Source organism: Halococcus dombrowskii, assembly GCF_022870485.1.
GTDB lineage: Archaea > Halobacteriota > Halobacteria > Halobacteriales > Halococcaceae > Halococcus > Halococcus morrhuae.
The window spans coordinates 206,540-226,426 of record NZ_CP095009.1 but is presented as its reverse complement, the minus strand read 5'-3'; the positions used below and the strand labels follow the sequence as shown (position 1 = coordinate 226,426).

Genomic DNA, 19,887 nt, shown 5'->3' with positions numbered 1-19,887 from the left:
GTTACTCCTTGAGCGCGCCTGCTGTCAGTCCGCTTACGATGCGTTCCTGAGCGATGATGACGAGTATCACGACGGGGAGCACCCCGACGATGCTCGCGGCCGCCATGAGGTTGAACTGAGTGGTGTACTGAGTCTGGTAGCTGAGGATACCGCCGACGATGGGCGACCAGTTGGCTGCCTCTGTCGAGGTCGCCATGATCGAACTGAAGAAGTACTCGTTATAGACGGAGATGAACGTCAGGATAGCCGCGGTCGCGACACCCGGGGCCGACAGCGGCATGATGACCCGGAAGAGTGCGCCGATCCGGGACGTTCCCTCAACACGTGCGGCGTCCTCCAATCCGTCCGGGATCTGGCTGTAGAACGTCGTCAAGATGAAAATCGACAGCGGCAGGAACAGCGCGCTGAACGGGATCACCATTGACCCGGGCGTGTTCAGCAGTCGCGGCGGCGTGAACAGCGCCACTTCCGTGAAGGGGAGCGTGACGGGAATATTCCCGGTGAACGCTTCGAACAACGGGATGACGAACGCCGCCGGTGGGAAGTAGCTAATCGCAAGGATTCCGAGCATCAGGACGCCCCGGCCGGGGAATTCGAGACGGCCGAATACGTACCCGGCGAGGCTGGCGATGAACAGGACGATAATTGTCGTTGTCACCGCGAGCGCGAAACTGTTCAGCATGAACAGGTGGAACGGCACCTGCTGGAAGACCTCGACGAACGCAGCGGGGTTGAACCCCTTCGGGACCGGCAACGGGAACCCGACGGCTGCCCCGAAGAGGTCGACTTCTGGAAGAAATGCTCCCTCCAGCAGCCGATTCTGCGGCGTCAGCGCCAGCACGAGCAGCCAGTAGAACGGGAACAGCGTTGTCACCATGAAGAAGATCATGGCCGCGTAGAACAGCGCGCGGTACACTCGTTCTGGGTTCCGAATGGCCTGCTGGGTCCATCGCTCAAGCGGTCCGCCTTCCGTTTCGGCACGTTCGTCCGAGTCGCTGAACTGGTCTGTCGCCATCTCAGATGCCCTCCTTGTACTGCTGGTATATGATGGCCGACACCGCGATACCAATGACACCTGCGGTGACGAACGCGATGGCTGCGGAGGTCCCTTGCCGGGTTAGGAACGTTGTGACGACCATACATGATAACGACGGGACGACTTCACAGCTAGAGACCGTATCGATAAGGCCGTAGATCCGCATCGCCTGGACAGAGCGGAATAGGACCGCGATTCCAATGGTCGGCAAGATGAGCGGAAGCGTGACCAGCTTGAACTGCTGCCACTTCGACGCCCCCGCCACCTTCGCGACATCGTAGAGTTTCCTGTCGATGCTTTGGAGCCCGGCGAGGATCAACAATGCCATGAACGCTGATGTCTTCCAGATGTCAGCGACGGTGACAATGAACAGCGCACTCGCAGGATCGTTGAGCGTGTTACGCTCCGCGAGCACGCCTAGATTCGAGAGCGGTTCGACGAAGAACCCGATGCTGGGGTGGAACATTAGGAAGAAGATCATCCCTTGGATGATGATAGGGACGGCCCAGGGAATGATTATCGCCGCACGGACCCAGCGCCGGCCGGCGAAGTCTTGGTCAAGGACGAGCGCCTGTCCGAGCCCGATAACCGTCTCAAACGCCACCGCCACGACGGAGAAGATGATCGTCACGACCAAGGCGCTCGATATCATCGCGTCGAAGCTGAATTCGGTCGGTAGGAACGTCGAACTGCCGGGGAGCCATCGATCCTTCTGGCCGGTAAACAGCTGGACGTAGTTATCAAGTCCAACGAATTTCTGTGTGGCTTGATTGAGGCTGGTCTCGAATAGCGACAGTTCAAACGTCCGCAACAGCGGATATAGCGCCACGACACCAAGCAAAATGAATACCGGCGTCAATAACAAGTACGCGTACTGCGTCTCGCTGAAATTCTCTACCCGCCGCATCACGCTGACCAGCAGTCTAGACCGCAGCGACTCGCGCGTCGGTTCGTTGTGCGTCTCTGCCGTCATGTTTGTGTGTCCCGCCTCACTTTGGATCCATTCATTATTTTGAGGTGTCTTTCATGTCACATACGGTGTTGTCACGCTATCCTTCGATGTTCGAGAGCGTTGATTCGAGCGCAGCCATGGCATCCGCCGAGGACCGATCCTGGTTAACAGCGGCGTTAGCTTGCTCGGCGATGGCGCTGGCCTCATCGGACCAGACGGGCGTGACCGGCCGTGGCATTGTGTTCTCACCAGCGACCTGGAGCGTGTCCATGTAGTTGCCCATCGGATCAATGCTTCTTGCCTCCTTGGAGGTGAACAGGTCACTACGCGGTGGCAGCCATCCCTCTATCTCCAGGAGGAACAGTTGGAACTCCTCCTGCATCGTCGCGTCCATCACCTGTGCAACCGCGTCTAAGTTCTGGCTATTAGGGTTAGCCGTGATGTGCCAGCCACCGAGAGCGGAGGTCGTTCCTCCGGTTCCCTGAAACTGGGCCTCACTTTCGGGGACGGCGTACGGGATCGGCATCGAGCCGAGGTCATCGCCGAACTCCGACGCGGCTGCGTTGATCGCGAACGGCCAGTTCCGATGGAAGACGGCGTTCCCGTTCGTGAATGGTGCCAACGAAGCGTCCTCGATCCAGCCGAGGATGTCGGTCGGAACGAAGCCCCCACCGTAGCCCTGGAGGTGATCGAAGTCCTCGTCGTGGACGAACTTCCGCATCATGTCCAGCGACTGGATAACGGGCTCGGAGTTGACGGTAATCGGCCGATCGCCGACGGGGCCGAAGAGGTTCTCGCGGCCGCCAAAGTAGGCGCCCCCCCACGAGGACATCACCTCGTTGAACGTACAGCAGGCAGTCCCCGGGTAGATGTCCCACTGCGTCGTGAAGCCGTAGTCGACATCTGCATTGTCGTAGGTGTCAGCCGCGATGTTCGACCACTCCTTCCAAGTGAGCGGCTCCGTCGCCCAGTTGTTCCCCTCCGGGTTGTACCCTGCCGCCTCAACGAGATCCTTCCGGTAGAGCATCGTCGGGTAGTCGGGGTAGAGCGGGACACCGTAGAGGTCGCCACTTGACGGGTCGATTGCCGTATCAGTGAACGCACTGAAATATTCCTCGTCTATGGTGGTCAACTGCTTGTCGGTGAGTAACTCCGTGAGGTTCTGGAGCTGTCCGCGCTGGGTGAAGATATTCACCCAGCCGTTGTCCATCAGGAACATGTCGGGCGAGGTCTCGCCCGCGCTGAGTAATCGATTGTAGCTTGCCCGCCGTTTGCCGGTATCGGGCTGGCCCTGCTCAAATTGGACATTAATGTCGGCCGACAGTCCACCCTCGTTGTGGAGCGCATCGCGGATCTGGTTGGCGTGGTCCTGTGCGACCGTCGCGTCGAATCCCCAGGTCACGGTGGTTGTTCCGCCGTCGGCGTTGCCGGTCTGCGTTCCGTTGGTTGAATTGCCGATGCTGTCGCCGCCGCCAAGCAGTGTCGAACACCCTGCGAGCCCGGTCGCTAGACCGGACGCGCTGGCTCCAACGATGAACCGACGGCGCGAGACTTTGCTTCCCTCTCGATTGGTCCCGGAGTTCTCTGACGTCATCTCTCTCTTTGTTAGGGAGTGTACAGTGACTTATAGCTTAGGGAGATGGGTTGTTTTATCACAAGAAACTTTACTAAGCCACAGGGATAACTCGGCGTATGGCATTTCGCCGCTCACTGGCAGATTACAAACGGGCCGAAGGCGACCCAGAGCTGTTCCCGGGCGAACGGCGCACTCATTCCGGGCTGTTCGCCGGCTCTGAACGCCGTCTTGTTCATGTCACCCCTGCCGGCGCCGTCCGGGACTACTCGTATCCACTGTCCGGGCTCCACGGGATCACCGCCTTGCGATTCGGCGTACGTTTCGGGGGGACGGTCCGCTGGTTCGACGACCTCGACGACACCATGCAGCGCTATCACGGGAATACCGCGCTCGTCGAGACCGTCCATCGCTTCGATGAATTTGACATCGTCCAGCGCGACATCTCTGTCGGGTGTTCTCACTCGACCTTGTTCGAACTGACTGGCGATTGGCCGGACGATCTGTCGGTCGTCGGATTTGTGGAGTTCTTTCCGGATGGCCAGGAAGGGCGCGTCGGACAGCTGATCCACGATGACGAGGTCGTTGAGGTGTACCACAACCGGGAACATGACTACCTCTGCGCATCGACAGAACTGTCGGCGATCACGCCCGAGCAGTCGGCGCAGTTCGGGGAAGTCCTTGCCGAAACGTCGCGGTCGCCGCGCCACTCCAGCGAGACTGACGATTATGAAGGGAGCCGGCTCACTGGCGGTGTCAGCTTCCGCGCTGCCGTCGAGGACGGGAAGACGACCGTTGTGACCCGACTAGCCGACATCGAGGACGAACCCCGTTCGGACAGCCTCGCCGCACTCGCGGACCTGACGCGGCGCCACGGTTCCCCCGCCGACGTCCGCGCGGCTGCGCACGAGACGTTCCCACACGTCGATACCCCTGACGAACTCGTCAATACGGATCTCCGGGTGCTTCGATTGCTGTCCGCACCGACGGGCGCCCGTATCGCCGGCCCCGAATTCGACCCCTACTACCAGTACTCCGGCGGCTACGGCTACACGTGGTTCCGGGACGATGCCGAGATCGCACGATTCCTCCTGAAGGCCGACGGCGAACTCGGCCTCGGACTGGCGGATACCCACCGAAAAAGTGCCGCGTTCTACCTGGCGACCCAGCTCGACGACGGCCGCTGGCCCCATCGTGTGTGGCCGATGAACGGTCGCCTAGCCCCCGGTTGGGCCAATGGCCACGTCGAGGGCAACGAGACGCATTATCAGGCCGACCAGACGGCAAGCGCGCTCGTCTTCCTCGCGGCGTACCTGTCGGCGTATCACGACGCAATCCCGGAGCCGACCCGCACAGAGATACGGAATGCGCTCGCGCGCGGCGTCGGCGGGCTGGACCGGTCCCTGGCGACGGATGGACTCCCGCTGGCCTGCGAGAACGCGTGGGAGAACATGGACGGACGGTTCATCCACACGGCTGCTAGCTTCCTCCATGCCTACAGTGTGATCGCGACTGCGCCGTGCCACCCGACGGTGAGGAACCACGCGGCCGAGCGGACCCGGCGAATCGATGCGGCACTAGACACGATGTGGCTCCCAGACAAGGGAATCTACGCACGCCGGTCAGTCGACGGCGAGCTGGACGGGCGCGCCGACAGTACGACGTTCTCGCTGATCGACGCCCACCTCGTCTACGAGCGGATCGCCGACGTGGACGACGACCGGCTGCGCCGACTCGAACGTCACCTTGACACAACGTTCGACCGTCTCTGGAAGGAGACCGACGACATCCGTGGCCTGGCCCGATTCGAGGCGGACACGTGGCGACAGCAGACCCAGGACGGCGGGAAAGTGTGGACCGTCTCGACAGGGTGGGGCGCCTACACCGCCGAACGGGCCATCGAGCTGTTCCCTGACACGGACGAGCCGTTCGACGCCACAGCCTGGTCCGACCGCCTATTCGCCGAAATCGACCTCAGCGGCTCTCTATGCCTGCCGTCAGGCTACCTTCCTGAACAGTTCTTCGATACGGGCTCACCCGACAGCGCGACGCCGCTCGGCTGGTCCCATGGCATCCGACTTGCGACATTCGCGGCGCGGCACGCTCGAAACGCCTAACACGCCATGCCAACCATCGCTACCACACCACCGACACAATGAACGAAGACGACATCATCGACCGCCTCACGCGATTCGGCCTCTCGGATAAGGAAGCACTCGCGTATCTGTCGATACTCAGGAACGGAAACACGCAGATCAGCGTCGTCTCAGAGGAGGCGGACCTCTCCAAAAGCTACACCTACGATGTCGTGGATAAACTCGAAGCCAAGAACCTGATCGAGATCGACGACCACATTGTCCCAACGCAGATACGGGCGTTGCCGCCCTCACAGGGCATCGAAAACCTCGTCTCGCAGTTGTCCACTATCGAAGCGGAACTAGAGAGCATCTTCGACACCGAGAACTACGAGCAGGAGACGTTCAGCATCATCAAAGCGCGTCAGACCATCCTAGGTAAGCTAAACGATCTGATCGGATCCGCTGAGTCTGAGATCGTCCTCTCGCTCCCAGCGTCCGCTCTTGAGGCCGTTGAGGAGTCACTCCGGTCGGCGTGTGGCCGGGAGACGTTCTGTATGCTGCTAATCACCGAGTATGGCGACGAATTCTCCGTCGACGACTCACTCGCCACTATCGTCCAGAGCTGGGACGCGCCGGCGCCCGTCATGCTCACGACCGACCGGTCGGACGGCGTGGTCGCTTCGGCCGACGCGGTACTGGACTCGAACTCGAACGAGTACGCCATCTACCACGCGGAAACCCATATCGTCTCCGCGCTGTTCGACTCGTTTATTGCGAATCACTGGCAGATGGGCACCCAGGAATACGTCGCAGACGCAGGGACGCTCCCGAAGGCCTACGACAGTTTCCGCCACGCGATCTTCGACGTGGCGCTCCACCGGGCCCAAGACCGTGCGATTGAAGCCGAACTGTCGGTCAGACCTCCCCAGACAACCGATCCCTTCGAGACGATTACCGAACCCGTCGTCGACGTGAAACAGAGCCTCGTTCGCCCGTACTCGAACGACCTGCCGACGCAGGAATCCCTTGTCCTCGGGTCGGATGACCACCAATTCGAGGTCGGCGGTCCCCGCACCTTCCTCGAAGACTATGAGGCGACGGACGTCACGCTTCACCCCGCGGGCGAGTCCTGAATCCCCAGTCGTCGTTCCTTCGCTGGACATGATTTGCCTTGTTGCAGCCTAGCTGACGTCGTTTTCAACTATCCTCTCTACTGATTTCGTGGGATTTGTGGAGAATTGGACATCCTCTTCGATATACGATCGAAACGACTGCTTGCCCGATAGTGTGAGAATCTTGCCAAGCAGTTCGTTACGATCCGGACGTACTCGCTGCGGAGAGTGGTCTGCGCAATGATTGAACTCCATTTGTCTTTAGGTGAGCGACAAATCGGATAACTGTGGCTGGAATCGAAGCCGGTTCTTGAACGGAATGAGGAGGAGTTCGTATAATATTTGTTTTACATTACTTGTTTACTCGTTCTTAGCTCTCTAACCCCGAGTACGCCCCGACAGCGTACTTGACGACGATCCACTCGCCTAATCAAAAGCAACGAGATCGGTGACTACCGACGGAATCGGGAACACAATCTCAGTGGGTCTCCCGCCGAGGCTAAGAAACGGGCACGCTCAACTCCCTTGGAATGCTGCCTACTGACGAAAGCCTTAGGTCATTCAGAAAACAAGTATATACGTGAAAATCGTATGAGCACCACTGATGATACTCCCCTCTCGCGGAAGCGGCTTCACACTGTCGTCGAACAGTTGGCCAACGACCGCAAACTCGAGATTCTTGGCTATGCTGCCGAACACGGACAGTTCTCCGTGGCCGATCTCAAAGATGAATTTGGCTTTCCTCATACGACTGCGCACGAATACTGCCGCGATCTCGCCACAGCAGGATTGCTCCACCGAGAGCAGGGCAAGCCTGCGGTCTACTCCCCTGTTGATTTCGACATTCGTCTTTCGTTGGATGCGATCTCCACAGCTGTCGCAGCCGAGTCCGAAACGGTCGACTACATGCTCGCTGAATACGACGATGGAATCATCGAAGAGGTCATCGAGATCTGGGAGCGTGTTGAGGCAGGCGATCTCACCTACCGTGAAGCCAGCGCCACCCTCGATATGGCACATGCCGATTTCCTCCGCCTTGCCGCCGAGCTCGATCTTTTCGACCGATGAGTGTTGTCGTTCTCGATGCGAACGCCGTCATCATGCACGGACGAGCGTTTCCCGAACGCGTTCACACCGCCGTCGAAGCGGGAACGAAGCTCCTCCTCCCTCAGTCGGTCAAGCAGGAACTCGTCGACGACGTTCTTGATGCCGACAATGCTCCACAAAATCATCGAAACGCAGCTCAGGCAATCCAAGAACTCATCGATGAGGGGTATCTCGTGCTTCGTCAGCCAAAATATGAAGCTTACAGTGACGTGATTGACGAAGCGCGACGGCGTATTACCGACGACTCGTTACCGGAGCACGAGGTCAAAGCTGATCAGTATATCCCCGCACTCATCTGTGAACTTGCCCAGAACGATACTGTCACCCTGGTAACTGCTGATAGGAAACTCCGCGACACAGTCGAAGCAATCACAGAACGCCAGGGCATCGCTGATCAAGTGACCCTCAACGACCCTCTGACCGTGCTATGAGTTCAGGCCACGCTCTTTGGTAGACTGGACGAAGAGCATACTAACAATAGGCGCTCTAGGGTGGACTGACAACCGCTACGTCGCGGATTCGGACTACTTAGAGGATGATTTTCTCGTTGGCTCACGGTTCCGCTGTACTACAGGAGAGCGATGCGGTTTCACTCATGCTTAGATAAGTAAGGACACGTAGATTTATCCACCTCCTCGCCCTCTCCCACAGCGAACACGATGCCACGACCCAGAACCACGGTTACTCGTCCCCAGAATGGTGATCAGTCCTCGCTCTCGTAGGGTTCACCGACCGAAGAGGGAACTTGAGTCCGTCCCCAAACCGTGAGAACGGCAACCACAACGACGTAGGGAAAGAGACCGATGAGTCGATTCGGGGCGTCGATACCAACGGCTTGGAATTGAACCTGAAGCATATCCAGCGCGCCAAACAGGAGCGCTGCTGCACCCGCTCCGAGCGGATTGTAGTTGCCGAACAGATATGCGACAATGCCAATCCACCCCCGTCCGTTGACCATCGTGTCGCCAGTACCGACAAAAGTGCCTGCATTCGCAAGTAAAACTGCACCACCGAACCCCGCGAGCGCACCCGAGCAGATCACGGCGGCGTACCTGACGTGATTCACGTCGATACCTGCTGTATCGAGTGCTTCGGGGTTTTCACCTGCAGCTTGGATCCAGTAGCCGTACCGCGTACGGTAAAGCACGACCCAACTCACGATGACGATGAGGATGGTGAGCAACACGAGCGGTGACTGAGCGAACAGCGTCGGTCCGAGAATTGGCATCTCTGTGAGATACGGTGCCCGAATCGCGTTTATTCTCACGAGACCGGGACTGTTGACGCTTCCCCAGAGGAGGTTCGCGGTGAACGGTGCAAATCCAAGGCCAATGAACCAGACCGCGAGTCCCGCGACGATCTGGTTTGCCCGATACCGAATCAGTAACACTGCGAAAACCGCAGCGAGCACTATCGATATCACCACGGTAACTGCCATCGCTATCCAGAGATCGCCCTGTGTGGCACTTGACCCGCCGAGGATAAAGGTAATAACCGCGGCTGTAATCGCTCCGATAATCATGAACCCTTCGAGGCCGATGTTGAACACTCCGCTCTTCTCGGCGAAGAGACCGCCGATCGCCGCGAGCGCGATCGGTGTTGCGGCTTGAAGAAGGCGACCGACGAAGCCGATCGTGAAGATCCCATCCAACGGTACGTCGAATAGGTTCGTCAAGAGCAGCCACAGACCGGCCACAGCCACGATGACAAGGGCACCAACGACGATTCGTCGCGTGGTAACCTCGCGGTTCATCGATTTTCACCACCGAGGCGGGTATGTTTTGCTGCCATCCGAAACAGTTCGGGCACGGCTACGAATAACACAACGAGACCGATGATGCCGTCGATCAGTTGGATCGGAACCTCACTACTGATCTGGATGTATGACCCGGCCGATTCGAGTCCACCGAACAACAGCCCCGCGGGGATCACTCCGAGCGGGTTATTGGCCGCGAGCAGGCTCACTGCGATTGCATCAAAGCCATAGTTCCCGATGCCAGCTGGGTCGGTGTAGTAGCCCTGGACCATGATCGCGAAGATAGCGCCCGCAAACCCGGCGATGAACCCTGAGACCGTCATTGTCGAGACGATCATGTGTTTGGCATCGACACCGGCATAGGTCGCTGCAGTAGTCTGATGTCCGCTCGTCACCATGTCGTAGCCAAAAATCGTCCGAGAGACAAGGACTGCAACGGCGACGACGATCACGAGCGTGAGAATGAGACCAATGATCGAAAAGTCCGGATCGTCGAAGAGGATCTGAGGGAGTACAGCCGTTTCCGGAAGACGTTCAGTGTTTGGTGCTGACGAATCCGCAGCACGAAAGGGACCCTGAACGAGCCATCCCACCGCACCGGTGGCGATGAAGTTGAGCATAATCGTCGTGATAATCTCGTTTGCGCCACCGTAGGCTTTCAGCACACCAGGGAGTGCGGCGTACAACCCGCCAGCGACGACTGCAGCGAGTGTCCCAATGACTACCAATGCAGTCCCGCCAAGGGTTCCTTCAGGAAAAGCGGGAGCGAGCACGAGGATGGTCGCGACACAGGCGAATCCACCGACGATGAACTGGCCTTGGACGCCGATATTGAACACACCGGCTCGGAACGCGACTGCGACCGCGACGCCGGTGAGGATGTAGATCGTCGTGAATCGGAGCGTGCGAAGGATCGCCCCTTCGCTGCCGAACGAGCCGACAAACAACTGTCCACCGAGTGCGACCGGATCGTAACCAGTTACCGCCGCGACGAACACCCCGACGATCAGTGCAGAAGCCGTCGAGGCCACTGCGATACCGATTCGTTCGAGGACCGTCGCGGCCAACAGCCGATTCGCAATGCGCTCTACCATCTCCCGAATCCCGGTTTCAGTGCTCACTGGCGCATCTCCCCGGAAGATTCGATTGCTTCCGTCGAGTCGTGACCAGCCATCAACAGTCCGATCTCCTCTTCGGTCACCGTTTCCGGATCGACCGTATCGATGAATCGTCCCTCGTACATGACCGCGATTCGGTCGGCGAGTCGTTGGATTTCATCAAGTTTCGAAGAGACCAACAACACGGCGACGCCGTCCTCACGGAGTTCGATCAGTCGGTCGTGGATAAACTCTATCGAGCCGATATCGACACCGCGAGTTGGGTGTGAGGCAACGATGACGTCAGGGTCATGTGCGATTTCACGGCCCACGATGAACTTCTGTTGGTTTCCACCCGATAACGACGATGCCGTAGATGTCGTGTCCCGTGGCCGGACGTCGAATCTCTCGGTGATATCCGTCGCGTGCTCACGGGTGCGCTGCCAGTCGACGAATCCCGCGTCCGAGTAGGGGTCAATCGTCTGATTGCCTAGTAGTGCGTTGTGAACGAGGTCGTAGTCTTGAACGAGCCCCTCCGTTTGACGGTCTTCCGGAATGTAGGCGATACCAGCCTCGATTCGCTCTCTCCGATTCATTTTCGTGATATCAGTCCCACTGAGGCTGACGCTCCCAGCCTCCGGTGTGCGGAGACCCGTGATAGCCTCGACGAGTTCGTTCTGTCCGTTACCTTGGACGCCTGCGATGCCGAGAATCTCCCCCTCTCTGACGGTTAAATTGATACCGGAGACGCGCTCAAGCCCTCGTTCACCCCGAACAGTTAGACCGTCGACTTCAAGCAGTAGGTCGCCTGGAACGCGCTCGCGGGCCGGCCGCTCGGTCGAGACTTCGCGGCCGACCATCATCCGTGCAAGTGCTTGCTCTGTGGCTTCGGCGGCGCGAACGCTATCGATTGCGGCTCCGTCCCGTAGTACGGTAATCCGATCGGCGGCAGTAAGCGCCTCACTGAGTTTGTGCGTAATGAAGACTATCGAGCGCCCTCGTTCGGCAAGATCCTCCATTACATCGATCAGTTCTGTGACCTCCTGAGGTGTCAACACGGCCGTCGGTTCGTCGAATATGAGGATCTGCGCGCCTCGATACAGACTTTTGACGATCTCGGTTCGTTGCTGAGTACCGAGGTCAAGTTTGCGGACGGGCGTTTCGAATTGATTATCGATTTCGAAGCCATAGCGGTCACAGATCTGACTTATTTCTCGCCTCGCTTCTGCACCATCGACGAGACCGCGCGACGTAGGTTCGTTTCCGAGCACGACGTTCTGAAGCACCGTCATCGGCTCGACGAGCTGAAAGTGTTGGTGAATCATACCAACTCCAGCGTCCATCGCTTCGCGTGGTGAGTCGAACGTCCGTCGTTCGCCATCGATCGATATCGTACCCTCGTCAGGGGAATACAGCCCGTAGAGAACGCTCATCAACGTGGTCTTGCCCGAACCATTCTCGCCTAGCAGTGCGTGGATGTTTCCGCTTTCGAGGGTGAAATCCACTGCGTCGTTCGCAACGACGTCACCGAATCGTTTGGTGATCTCATCAAGCCGAACTGCGGGTGGTGAATCACTCACAAGCCCGCCTCCCCCATCGTGAGCGGCATCGATGAGCATGTGCCGAGCGTGTTCAACACCCTGTCGGTCCACATGAGAGTTCGATATCGCCGTTCGAGAGACCTTTTTTCGCCTGGTCGATTTTCTTGCTGATGACGTCCGGGAGGTTGTTTTTGAACGCCTTTCCGATCACCACGTCGACACCTTTGTTGTCTATCGTGAGCCGATTTTGTCCAGTGACGCTTTTGAACTTGCCCTGTGCGGCCGCCTCGGCAACCGTTTGAGTGGACTCGTTGAGATGCTTTACGCCAGATCCGATAATCACGTCCTTGTAATCCGGTTGAGTCTGTGATTGATCGACGTCAACGCCGACCGCGAAACGACCTTTGTTCTGTGCGGCGGAGAATACACCCGTACCGGCAGCCGATGCGGCATGATAGATGATGTCCGCACCGTTATCGTACTGTGAATTGGCGATATTTGCAGCCGCGCTCGCGTCCGAGAAGCTCCCGGCGTAGCCCGCGTTCACCTTCACGTTTTCGTTGACCCACTGTGCGCCCTCGGCATACGAGCGCTCGTAGGTGTTGATAAAGTTGGTGTCCTGTCCGCCGACAAATCCGACCTGAGCGGTGTTTGGCGTGGTAGAACCACCCTTGTGGTCGAGCTGTTCGGTAGTCATCGTACCGGCAAGAACGCCCGCAAGAAACGACATCTGGTTGTTGGCTGCGATCCATCCCGAGACGTTCGGCTGGTCGACGTAGTCGTTGATTAGCATCCAGTTCTGATCCGGATAGTCCGAGGCGTTCTGTTCGAGAGCGTTCAAGTGCTCGGAGGCCACCAGAACGATAACTCCGTAGCTACCCTCCTGAGCGAGGTTCGCCTGAACCGACTCGTAGTTCGATGGATCAGTTTCTTCGACCTGATTGACTTTGATGTTGTAGTTGTCACTCGCATCCTTGAGGCCCATCAGGGCGTTGTCGTTGAATGCATTGTCGCCGAATCCCGCTGGACTTGAAATAATCGCTATCTGGGTCGCGCCACCACCACTACCCCCACTACTACCATTTCCACCACTGCCCCCACTGCCACTACCGTTTCCACCACTACTGTTACTAGTACTGTCGTTGCCACCAAGGCAACCGCTGAGTCCAGCCGTGCCAGCGCCCAAAACAACACCCTTGAGATATCTCCTTCGGTCCATGATTTCCGATATGAGTATTATCACACAGGGTATTTTAATGTCCCTGTTCATTTTATATCATTATAAAAATCAACTTTAGGTTTAATCTATAGAATAAATATCGATGACGGTGTCAGTCGATGTTTCCAACGCGTTCCTAAATCCGCTCCACAAAGGGGAATGAGCTAGGTACATTCGTCTTTAACTAAGAGCGGAATCGCATGACTGCGGCTGGAAGCGAAGTCGGTTCATGAACGGAATGAGGAGGAGTTCGGTGTGACTCCAGAACCCTCTTCAAATCGAATTGAACGCCGGCTCACACGCTCTTTCCATCGACTGCGCTTGAAGACCACGCCGAGGCAGTCGGCGTGGTCGAACGCGACGGCAAGTTCTAGATTCCAGCGATGGTCTAGGCGCTCGTGTTCGGCTTCGCCGCAGGCGAGAGCCGAACACTCGCCGCCTTCCATCGTGCCTACAACGCTACTGCCGACAAGACGCTCTCGCCTGGTGAACGTCCTCATGACAGCACCGAGTTCAAGACGGGATCGTGGCTGGAAGGACGGTTGCTACTCCTCGATTTGGCGCATTTCAAGTTCCGTCGCTTCGCTCTGATCGACGAGAACGGCGGCTACTTCGTGAGCCGTCTCAAGCGCGATACCAAGCACTGATAAGAATGATCGAAAAGTGGTTCAGAAAGAGCACTCGTTTACTGGACTGAACTGGGACAAGTGATTTCTCGGTGGATGCGATGAGTTATGTCGCACTGGAGACCAGATTCGGTATGACCTGGCGCGTCGTCGGCGCGAACTTCGACCAGATGCACATGAACACCAACGTCGCATGGGCGGCTGACCATCCCGACGTGAAAGTGGTCGGACTCTGTGACGAGCATCCTGAAACGTCCACCGGATCGCTCGAAGAATCCGCCACTGACTGCGAGGTACCCTCGGGCCAGCAATACGACGACCTCGAAGTGTGTCTTCGGGAGGTCGAACCAAACATCGTCATCGGTGGGCCGATGAATTCGGCACATCCGGCGTTCGTCGAGCGTGTCCTCGCCCACGGCATCCACGTCGCCATCGAGAAACCCTTCGCACAGTCGCTGGCGGACGCCGACCGAATGCTTGATGCCGACGCCGAATCGGCGGGACGGCTTGCGGTCAACTGGCCAGTGGCGTGGTCACCAGTCCACAACGAACTCCGAGAACTCCTCGCTACGGGGACCATCGGTGATGTGATCGAAATCCAGTACTACGGAGGCAACGCGGGCGCTCCACCCGACGACAGCTGGTTTTACGACCCCGAGAGCGGCGGTGGGTCGCTGCTCGACTATCTCGGCTATGGGGCCACGTTCACCACGTGGTTTCGTGATGGCGAGCTGCCGAACACCGTCTCGGCACATACCCACCCTCCAGTCGGTGATAGCGTCGACCTCCAGAGCGCGAGCGTCTGTCGATATGAGACCGGTCTCTCGACGCTTCAGACCTCACTCCGTACGTCGACACATCCCTGGGAGCACGACCCAATACCGGCGAAGGGCTACGACATCGTCGGCACGAAGGGAGCAATCACGACCCGGCAGCACGATGTCCCGATTCGCGTCCAGACGGCCGACGTCCCAGATGGCTACGCCGTCGAACCCGACCCACTTGAAGCGCCACACACAAATCTCGTTCAGTATCTCATCCACTGTCTCGAAAACGACGAGCCGTTTGTCGGACCCACCGACCCGAAATTGTGCCGAAAGGCCCAACGGATCATCGAAACGGCACAACAGAGTGCCGCCGCGGCGGGCGTAGAAACAGAACTGGTCGGCGAGCGCCGATAGCTCTCCACGCCCTTCGACGAATCACTCCCTCGCGCTCGGAGGGACGTAACCGGAAAGGTCGACGACTCGTGGGTCGACGGCCGCACCCGTCTCCGCCGCTCTGTACCCGGCCATACACAGTTCCATCACGGCGAGACCGTCCTCAATATCGAGAAATCCATTCTCGCCGCGACGGAACGCCTCGACCGCGTCGTGATTTTCGGCGAGCATGGCACCGTCGACTAACTCGCCCGCAACCGGCATCCGACCGCTGGTCGCGGTCTGTTTCTCCGCCCAGCCCTCACCTTCATCGAGTTCATCCGAGAAGAAGACGCTCGAAGCCGTCTCGTCGGTGACGACCTGCCCTGAGTACTCAGGACCAAGGAGTTCTATCCGACGACGAACCCCCGAGCCGACGAAACACCACGACCCAGTCGCCTCCGAAACTACTCGCCGTCCTTCGTCAGTTTCGTAGGTCACAGTCACTCGTGCGTAATCGTCGGTGGGTGCTGTTTCGTAATCGATGTTATACTCCTCGCGGAGCTGTTCGGCGTACTCTGGCTGATCCCATTTCAGAGTCTCCACGTCCGCCGATATCGAAACTGGGGTGAGATCCGTTCCGTCCGCTTCGGGATCGGTGAGGATGAATTCGTTGCCGGCGAGCGCATGACACAGCATATCCGTCAGTGCTCCACCTCCCTGGCGTCTTCCATCCCAGAACCACGCCGCGTGTGGACCCGCGTGTTCGGCCTGTGAACGGGCTATGTACGGCCGTCCCGCCGGCCGTCCACGCTCCCAGAGCCGCTCCTTCATTCCAGCAATTTCTGGGTCGTGAACGTAGTTTTCGAGATAAGCCGTCGGAATTTCGACCTCCCGAACAAGTGTGGCGACCTCTTCGGATTCGGCCAGTGTACGCGCGACTGGCTTTTCGAGCGCAATACCATCGAGCCGTGCGCCATCCTTGACAGCCTCGACGACAGTCTCAATGGTTTCGAGTCGGGTGTAGTTCGGGCTCGTGACCCAAATTCCATCGACGTTCTGGTCGTGGACCAAGTCTACAAGCTGGCCTTCGTCGTATACCGCTGGGTCACCGGCTCCGGTTGCCCGACACTCTGCAGCGAATGCTTCGGCTTTGGATCTGGTGGGATTGAGAATTCCCGTAATGTTCGCATCAGGGACGTATTCAAAACTCGGTAGATGCATCGTGGAAGCAATGAATCCTGCCCCGACGAACCCGACACCGAACTCTCGGTCGCTCATGTCTCCATCACGGATGCACGGTGTATAGGTCCGGTGTTTGATAAGTGTCGTGAAATTTCCCCGAATCACAGATGAGCAACTGACGGTGATCGTCGGGCAGTCGGATCGAGCGGCGGTATGCCCGACGAGGTCGAATACACGGCAGCCATCAAAAATTCCAAGAACTGACTGAGTAGCGCCACTCGGCACGTTCCGAAATAACGCGCCTAAGAGCATTGATGGCGGACAGCCGATGATTGTCGAATAGCAAATTCAACAAGTGAAATTGCAATTTACTCGTCCTTAGCTCTCTAATCCCGGGTAGACTTTCCCGAACGCTCTTGTGTAGCGTAGCGGAACCGAGTCGCGGAGATTACGGCATCCCGCCGACAGCAGTCGTACATGACCAATGAACGCGCTGCTCTCGGCGGAATGCTTGAGCAACTCGTTGACCTCGGAGCAATAGAGTTTCGGCCGGAGCCGCTCGACGCCATCGTCGAGCGGCGACTCAAAGCCATCTGGACCACCCGTACCTGCCCGAACTGTGACGCCGACGCCCTCCACGCTCTCGATGGTTCGGCCCGTATCTGGTGTGGCCGCTGTGACTGGAAAACCACCTACACCCGCGGCACACCCTTCTATGACTCGGAACTCGCCCCCGGCGAGTTCCTCGTCGCCTTCGTCCTTTACGCTGATTCCCTCCTCAGCATCAACCAAATCGCACCGCTGCTTGACCGCGCCTACAAAACCGTCTTCGAGGCAATTAGCGACGTGGAAACCGCGTTCGCTCGCGGTTTCCCGACTGTTTGGGAACGCATCAAGCACACGATTGCTGGGCCGACACAGGTGGACGAAACTCAGCGGGTGTGCTCGGGGTTCAAAGGCCAGAACCCACCGCGGGACGGACTGTCCCGTGGCGGGTCCCCTGGACCCGGACGGGCGCGATGGACAGGAGAGCAGGGCGATGAGATGACGCTCGTCGCGGCCTGCCGCGACGTGCTCCAGGTGATCTCAGCCGAAGAGGGGTCGAAATACGACGAGAACCTCGGGCCAGTGATTGAGGAAGCAGGCGATCTCTCCCAGCCGTTGGGAGAGATCTGGACCGACGAGCTTCCCGCGTATCAGCAAATGGAACACGAGCATCGAACCGTTGTCCATGATGATGAGTACGTCTCAGAGGAAGGTATCCACACGAACCAGGTCGAATGCCTCTGGTCGTTAGTGCAACCGTGGCTGGCGAAATTCCGCGGCCTGTCCAAGCAGGGCTTGGAGCAGGCCGCTCGCACCTTCGGGCTTCTTCGCTCCCTGAATCTTGTTCAAGCACCCATCCACAGCCTCGTCGATTGCGTCGCCGTCAACGTATTCCGCTAATCTACACAAGAGCGTTCCCGAAAGCCCCGGCTCTCGTTCCCAACAGAGCTCCCTAGTGATCCAAAGAAAGTGCTGTCGAGACAATCGACACACCAGACTTCTACCGATCAGTTCGCAATCAGACGTGCGATCCAGACGATGGGAATCACCGGGATCGCTAGTCCAGTGACGAGGAGAACAATTGCGATGATGATCTTCTCACCACGACTGGCATCGCCCCAGATTGACTGCCACATGTCGTCGATTGCCGTCGCAGTTCGCTGTATGAGTCCAGCCATACAAGACCTTTCAGTAGAACGACTGTAAACCTTCGCGCTGCAGTAAAATGATGTCGTGGATGGAATCGCTCGTCGACATGAAGTCTAGACGAAGGTTCAACAGGTATCCCGTCGCAGACAACAGCATATGGAACCCCTACTCAGCGATCCGGTGTACCTCTTCGTCTTTTACGCGGCGGTCGCCGTGGCGATGGGACCGGACATCCTGCGGGAGATACGACGTCGTCGCCGTGAGGACACCGAGACAGCTGAGGCACACGATAAGGGATCGAGACGGGTCATTGGCATTACCGGTGGCGGCGGTATTCTTGTCGGTGTTGCGGCCATCTATCTGCTTCCTTCGATGACGATCCTGTGGCACTCGCACATCATGTTCGCTGTCGGGATCGCTGTCCTGCTCGTTGGCGGTGCCGTCCGACGATATGCAGTACAGACGCTAGATGAGTACTTCACGCCCACCGTCAAGATACATCAAAATCAGCAGGTTATCGACACAGGGCCCTATCGATGGGTCCGCCATCCATCCTATACTGGTGGTCTCCTCGAATACACCGGTATTGGTCTCGTCCTGAGTAATTGGGTGAGTATCGTCGCGATCGTTGGCGGGCTCGTCATAGCGTATGTTTACCGTATTCGCATCGAGGAACGCACGCTGTCCGAAGAGCTCGGCGAACCATATCAGCGCTTTTTGGACCGCACACCCTACCGCTTGATCCCCTACGTGTGGTAAGAAGCATTCGGATAGCGGGAGGTGGATTTGAACCACCGATCTGCGGGATATGAACCCGCCGGAATGTCTGGCTATCCCATCCCGCTACCATCACTCAGTCTCGGACGCCAGTAAGAGTAGCGAAACTCCCCAGTGATCTGGTGAGCTGGGGCATTCCGGATCATCGCTGCGTGGCCGCTGATCCTTTAAGTGATTCTGGCGACAAGGTGAAGATACGAGAGAGGATCGGTCCGGTTCTTCTCAACTCGTTCGAGTGATCAGTCACATCCAGCAACACCGCTGAATCCCGCATCATCACCGATGTTCACTGTGGTTAAGACTGCAACTGAGGTTGTTGCGGCTTGATTACCACGAGGCGTTCCCGCGGATGCTGACGTCTGCGTGGAGACCCTCCCGGAGCGCGTCGTGTACATGACAGAGAGCGTTCGCACGTTCAACGATTGCTCCCCGGATTTCGTCATCGAGGTCGCTTTCGACGGCTACTGCAAACCGAATGGCTTCGAGGTTATCGTCAGTGTCTCGATCAGCCTCCGCATCAATCTCGACACGGCCGAGATCGCCCGCTTCCCGTTGCTGTGCACCAATACGAAGCGCTACAGTATAACAGGACGCGTAACTTGCAACCAATGCCTCTGTCGGGCGCGGACCCGCCTCACTACCTGCATCGATAGTCACCGTCTGGTCGTCGACATGAGTCTCGGTCCGATACCCTTCCATCGAAGTCGTCGTACTGTCGATCATTGCGTGTGTAACAACGGGAAGTAGCTCCGTAGGAGTTGGTTCTGTCGGCTTGGAGAAGGATACGTGCGCGAGTAATTTTCTGCGCCCGGTAGACGCCGTGAGATGTAATGCCGTTCAGTGTATCGCGCTCTTCCTCGGTCAACTTGATTGGATACGTCGATGGGTCATTACCACCAGCCTACTATCCAAGACAAGATGAGTCTTTCAACTCACAGCTGACAGTACACTAGTTGCTCCGATGGGTGATGTATCGGATTCCGGGATGTCGTGC

17 protein-coding genes, 1 tRNA gene and 1 pseudogene are annotated in these 19,887 nt (G+C 58.0%); 8 read left to right on the top strand and 11 right to left on the bottom strand.

Annotation, left to right across the window (positions count from 1 at the left end; genetic code table 11):
• Window position 1 precedes the first annotated feature (1 nt).
• The 3 genes from MUK72_RS19175 to MUK72_RS19165 all read right to left on the bottom strand — a co-directional run bounded on the left by MUK72_RS19175 (window position 2) and on the right by MUK72_RS19165 (window position 3,582).
• The gene (locus MUK72_RS19175) at window positions 2–1,015 is read right to left on the bottom strand and encodes a carbohydrate ABC transporter permease (RefSeq protein ID WP_244706776.1); all 1,014 of its coding nucleotides are present in this window, start codon (window positions 1,013–1,015) and stop codon (window positions 2–4) included.
• A gap of 1 nt (window position 1,016) precedes the next feature.
• Window positions 1,017–2,009 carry a carbohydrate ABC transporter permease gene (locus tag MUK72_RS19170; RefSeq protein WP_244706774.1) on the bottom strand — a complete coding sequence of 331 codons (993 nt, stop codon included), beginning with the start codon at window positions 2,007–2,009 and terminating at the stop codon, window positions 1,017–1,019.
• Window positions 2,010–2,085: 76 nt separating this feature from the next.
• Window positions 2,086–3,582: an extracellular solute-binding protein gene (locus MUK72_RS19165; protein WP_244706772.1), complete on the bottom strand. Its 1,497-nt coding sequence runs from the start codon at window positions 3,580–3,582 to the stop codon at window positions 2,086–2,088.
• Window positions 3,583–3,680: 98 nt separating this feature from the next.
• Here MUK72_RS19165 and MUK72_RS19155 point away from each other — a divergent pair, with 98 nt between their 5' ends.
• The 4 genes from MUK72_RS19155 (at window position 3,681) to MUK72_RS19140 (ending at window position 8,289) form a co-directional block, all read left to right on the top strand.
• Window positions 3,681–5,678: a DUF7997 domain-containing protein gene (locus MUK72_RS19155; RefSeq protein WP_483306173.1), complete on the top strand. Its 1,998-nt coding sequence runs from the start codon at window positions 3,681–3,683 to the stop codon at window positions 5,676–5,678.
• 38 nt (window positions 5,679–5,716) lie between these two features.
• Window positions 5,717–6,772, top strand: a complete 1,056-nt coding sequence (locus MUK72_RS19150; RefSeq protein ID WP_244706766.1) for a TrmB family transcriptional regulator sugar-binding domain-containing protein — start codon at window positions 5,717–5,719, stop codon at window positions 6,770–6,772.
• Between the two features lie 570 nt (window positions 6,773–7,342).
• A complete protein-coding gene (locus MUK72_RS19145) occupies window positions 7,343–7,819 on the top strand; it encodes a helix-turn-helix domain-containing protein (protein WP_244706764.1) in 477 nt (158 codons plus the stop codon).
• Complete coding sequence (locus tag MUK72_RS19140; RefSeq protein ID WP_244706762.1) at window positions 7,816–8,289, top strand: PIN domain-containing protein; 474 nt, start codon at window positions 7,816–7,818, stop codon at window positions 8,287–8,289. The genes MUK72_RS19145 and MUK72_RS19140 overlap by 4 nt, the downstream gene beginning before the upstream one ends.
• 272 nt (window positions 8,290–8,561) lie before the next feature.
• Here MUK72_RS19140 and MUK72_RS19135 read toward each other — a convergent pair whose 3' ends face one another.
• The 4 genes from MUK72_RS19135 to MUK72_RS19120 are packed head-to-tail and all read right to left on the bottom strand — an operon-like array spanning window position 8,562 to window position 13,522.
• The gene (locus MUK72_RS19135) at window positions 8,562–9,611 is read right to left on the bottom strand and encodes an ABC transporter permease (protein ID WP_244706760.1); all 1,050 of its coding nucleotides are present in this window, start codon (window positions 9,609–9,611) and stop codon (window positions 8,562–8,564) included.
• Window positions 9,608–10,708, bottom strand: coding sequence for an ABC transporter permease (locus MUK72_RS19130; RefSeq protein ID WP_244707205.1), 1,101 nt, complete (start codon window positions 10,706–10,708; stop codon window positions 9,608–9,610). The genes MUK72_RS19135 and MUK72_RS19130 overlap by 4 nt, the downstream gene beginning before the upstream one ends.
• Before the next feature lie 23 nt (window positions 10,709–10,731).
• Window positions 10,732–12,330: an ABC transporter ATP-binding protein gene (locus tag MUK72_RS19125; protein WP_244707203.1), complete on the bottom strand. Its 1,599-nt coding sequence runs from the start codon at window positions 12,328–12,330 to the stop codon at window positions 10,732–10,734.
• Window positions 12,331–12,343: 13 nt separating this feature from the next.
• On the bottom strand, window positions 12,344–13,522 hold the full coding sequence (locus tag MUK72_RS19120) for a BMP family lipoprotein (protein ID WP_244706758.1): 1,179 nt from the start codon (window positions 13,520–13,522) through the stop codon (window positions 12,344–12,346).
• Window positions 13,523–13,753: 231 nt separating this feature from the next.
• On the opposite strand from MUK72_RS19120, the pseudogene MUK72_RS19115 reads away from it, so the two are divergent.
• Window positions 13,754–14,106, top strand: a pseudogene (locus MUK72_RS19115) (IS4 family transposase); the annotation flags it as partial.
• A 125-nt stretch (window positions 14,107–14,231) separates the two neighbouring features.
• Window positions 14,232–15,278 (top strand): Gfo/Idh/MocA family protein, encoded by a 1,047-nt coding sequence (locus MUK72_RS19110; protein WP_244706755.1) that lies wholly within the window; start codon window positions 14,232–14,234, stop codon window positions 15,276–15,278.
• 21 nt (window positions 15,279–15,299) lie between these two features.
• Here the strand turns inward: MUK72_RS19110 and MUK72_RS19105 are convergent, their stop codons facing one another.
• Window positions 15,300–16,517: a Gfo/Idh/MocA family protein gene (locus MUK72_RS19105; RefSeq protein WP_244706753.1), complete on the bottom strand. Its 1,218-nt coding sequence runs from the start codon at window positions 16,515–16,517 to the stop codon at window positions 15,300–15,302.
• Between the two features lie 381 nt (window positions 16,518–16,898).
• Here MUK72_RS19105 and MUK72_RS19100 point away from each other — a divergent pair, with 381 nt between their 5' ends.
• Window positions 16,899–17,867 carry an IS1595 family transposase gene (locus MUK72_RS19100; protein ID WP_244706751.1) on the top strand — a complete coding sequence of 323 codons (969 nt, stop codon included), beginning with the start codon at window positions 16,899–16,901 and terminating at the stop codon, window positions 17,865–17,867.
• A 107-nt stretch (window positions 17,868–17,974) separates the two neighbouring features.
• Here MUK72_RS19100 and MUK72_RS19095 read toward each other — a convergent pair whose 3' ends face one another.
• Complete coding sequence (locus MUK72_RS19095) at window positions 17,975–18,145, bottom strand: hypothetical protein (RefSeq protein WP_244706749.1); 171 nt, start codon at window positions 18,143–18,145, stop codon at window positions 17,975–17,977.
• 151 nt (window positions 18,146–18,296) lie between these two features.
• Between MUK72_RS19095 and MUK72_RS19090 the strand changes: the two genes are divergently transcribed.
• A complete protein-coding gene (locus tag MUK72_RS19090; protein WP_244706747.1) occupies window positions 18,297–18,875 on the top strand; it encodes a methyltransferase family protein in 579 nt (192 codons plus the stop codon).
• 12 nt (window positions 18,876–18,887) lie between these two features.
• Here the strand turns inward: MUK72_RS19090 and MUK72_RS19085 are convergent.
• Window positions 18,888–18,961, bottom strand: a tRNA-Met gene (locus tag MUK72_RS19085).
• Between the two features lie 259 nt (window positions 18,962–19,220).
• Window positions 19,221–19,616, bottom strand: a complete 396-nt coding sequence (locus MUK72_RS19080; protein ID WP_244706745.1) for an OsmC family protein — start codon at window positions 19,614–19,616, stop codon at window positions 19,221–19,223.
• Window positions 19,617–19,887 lie beyond the last annotated feature (271 nt).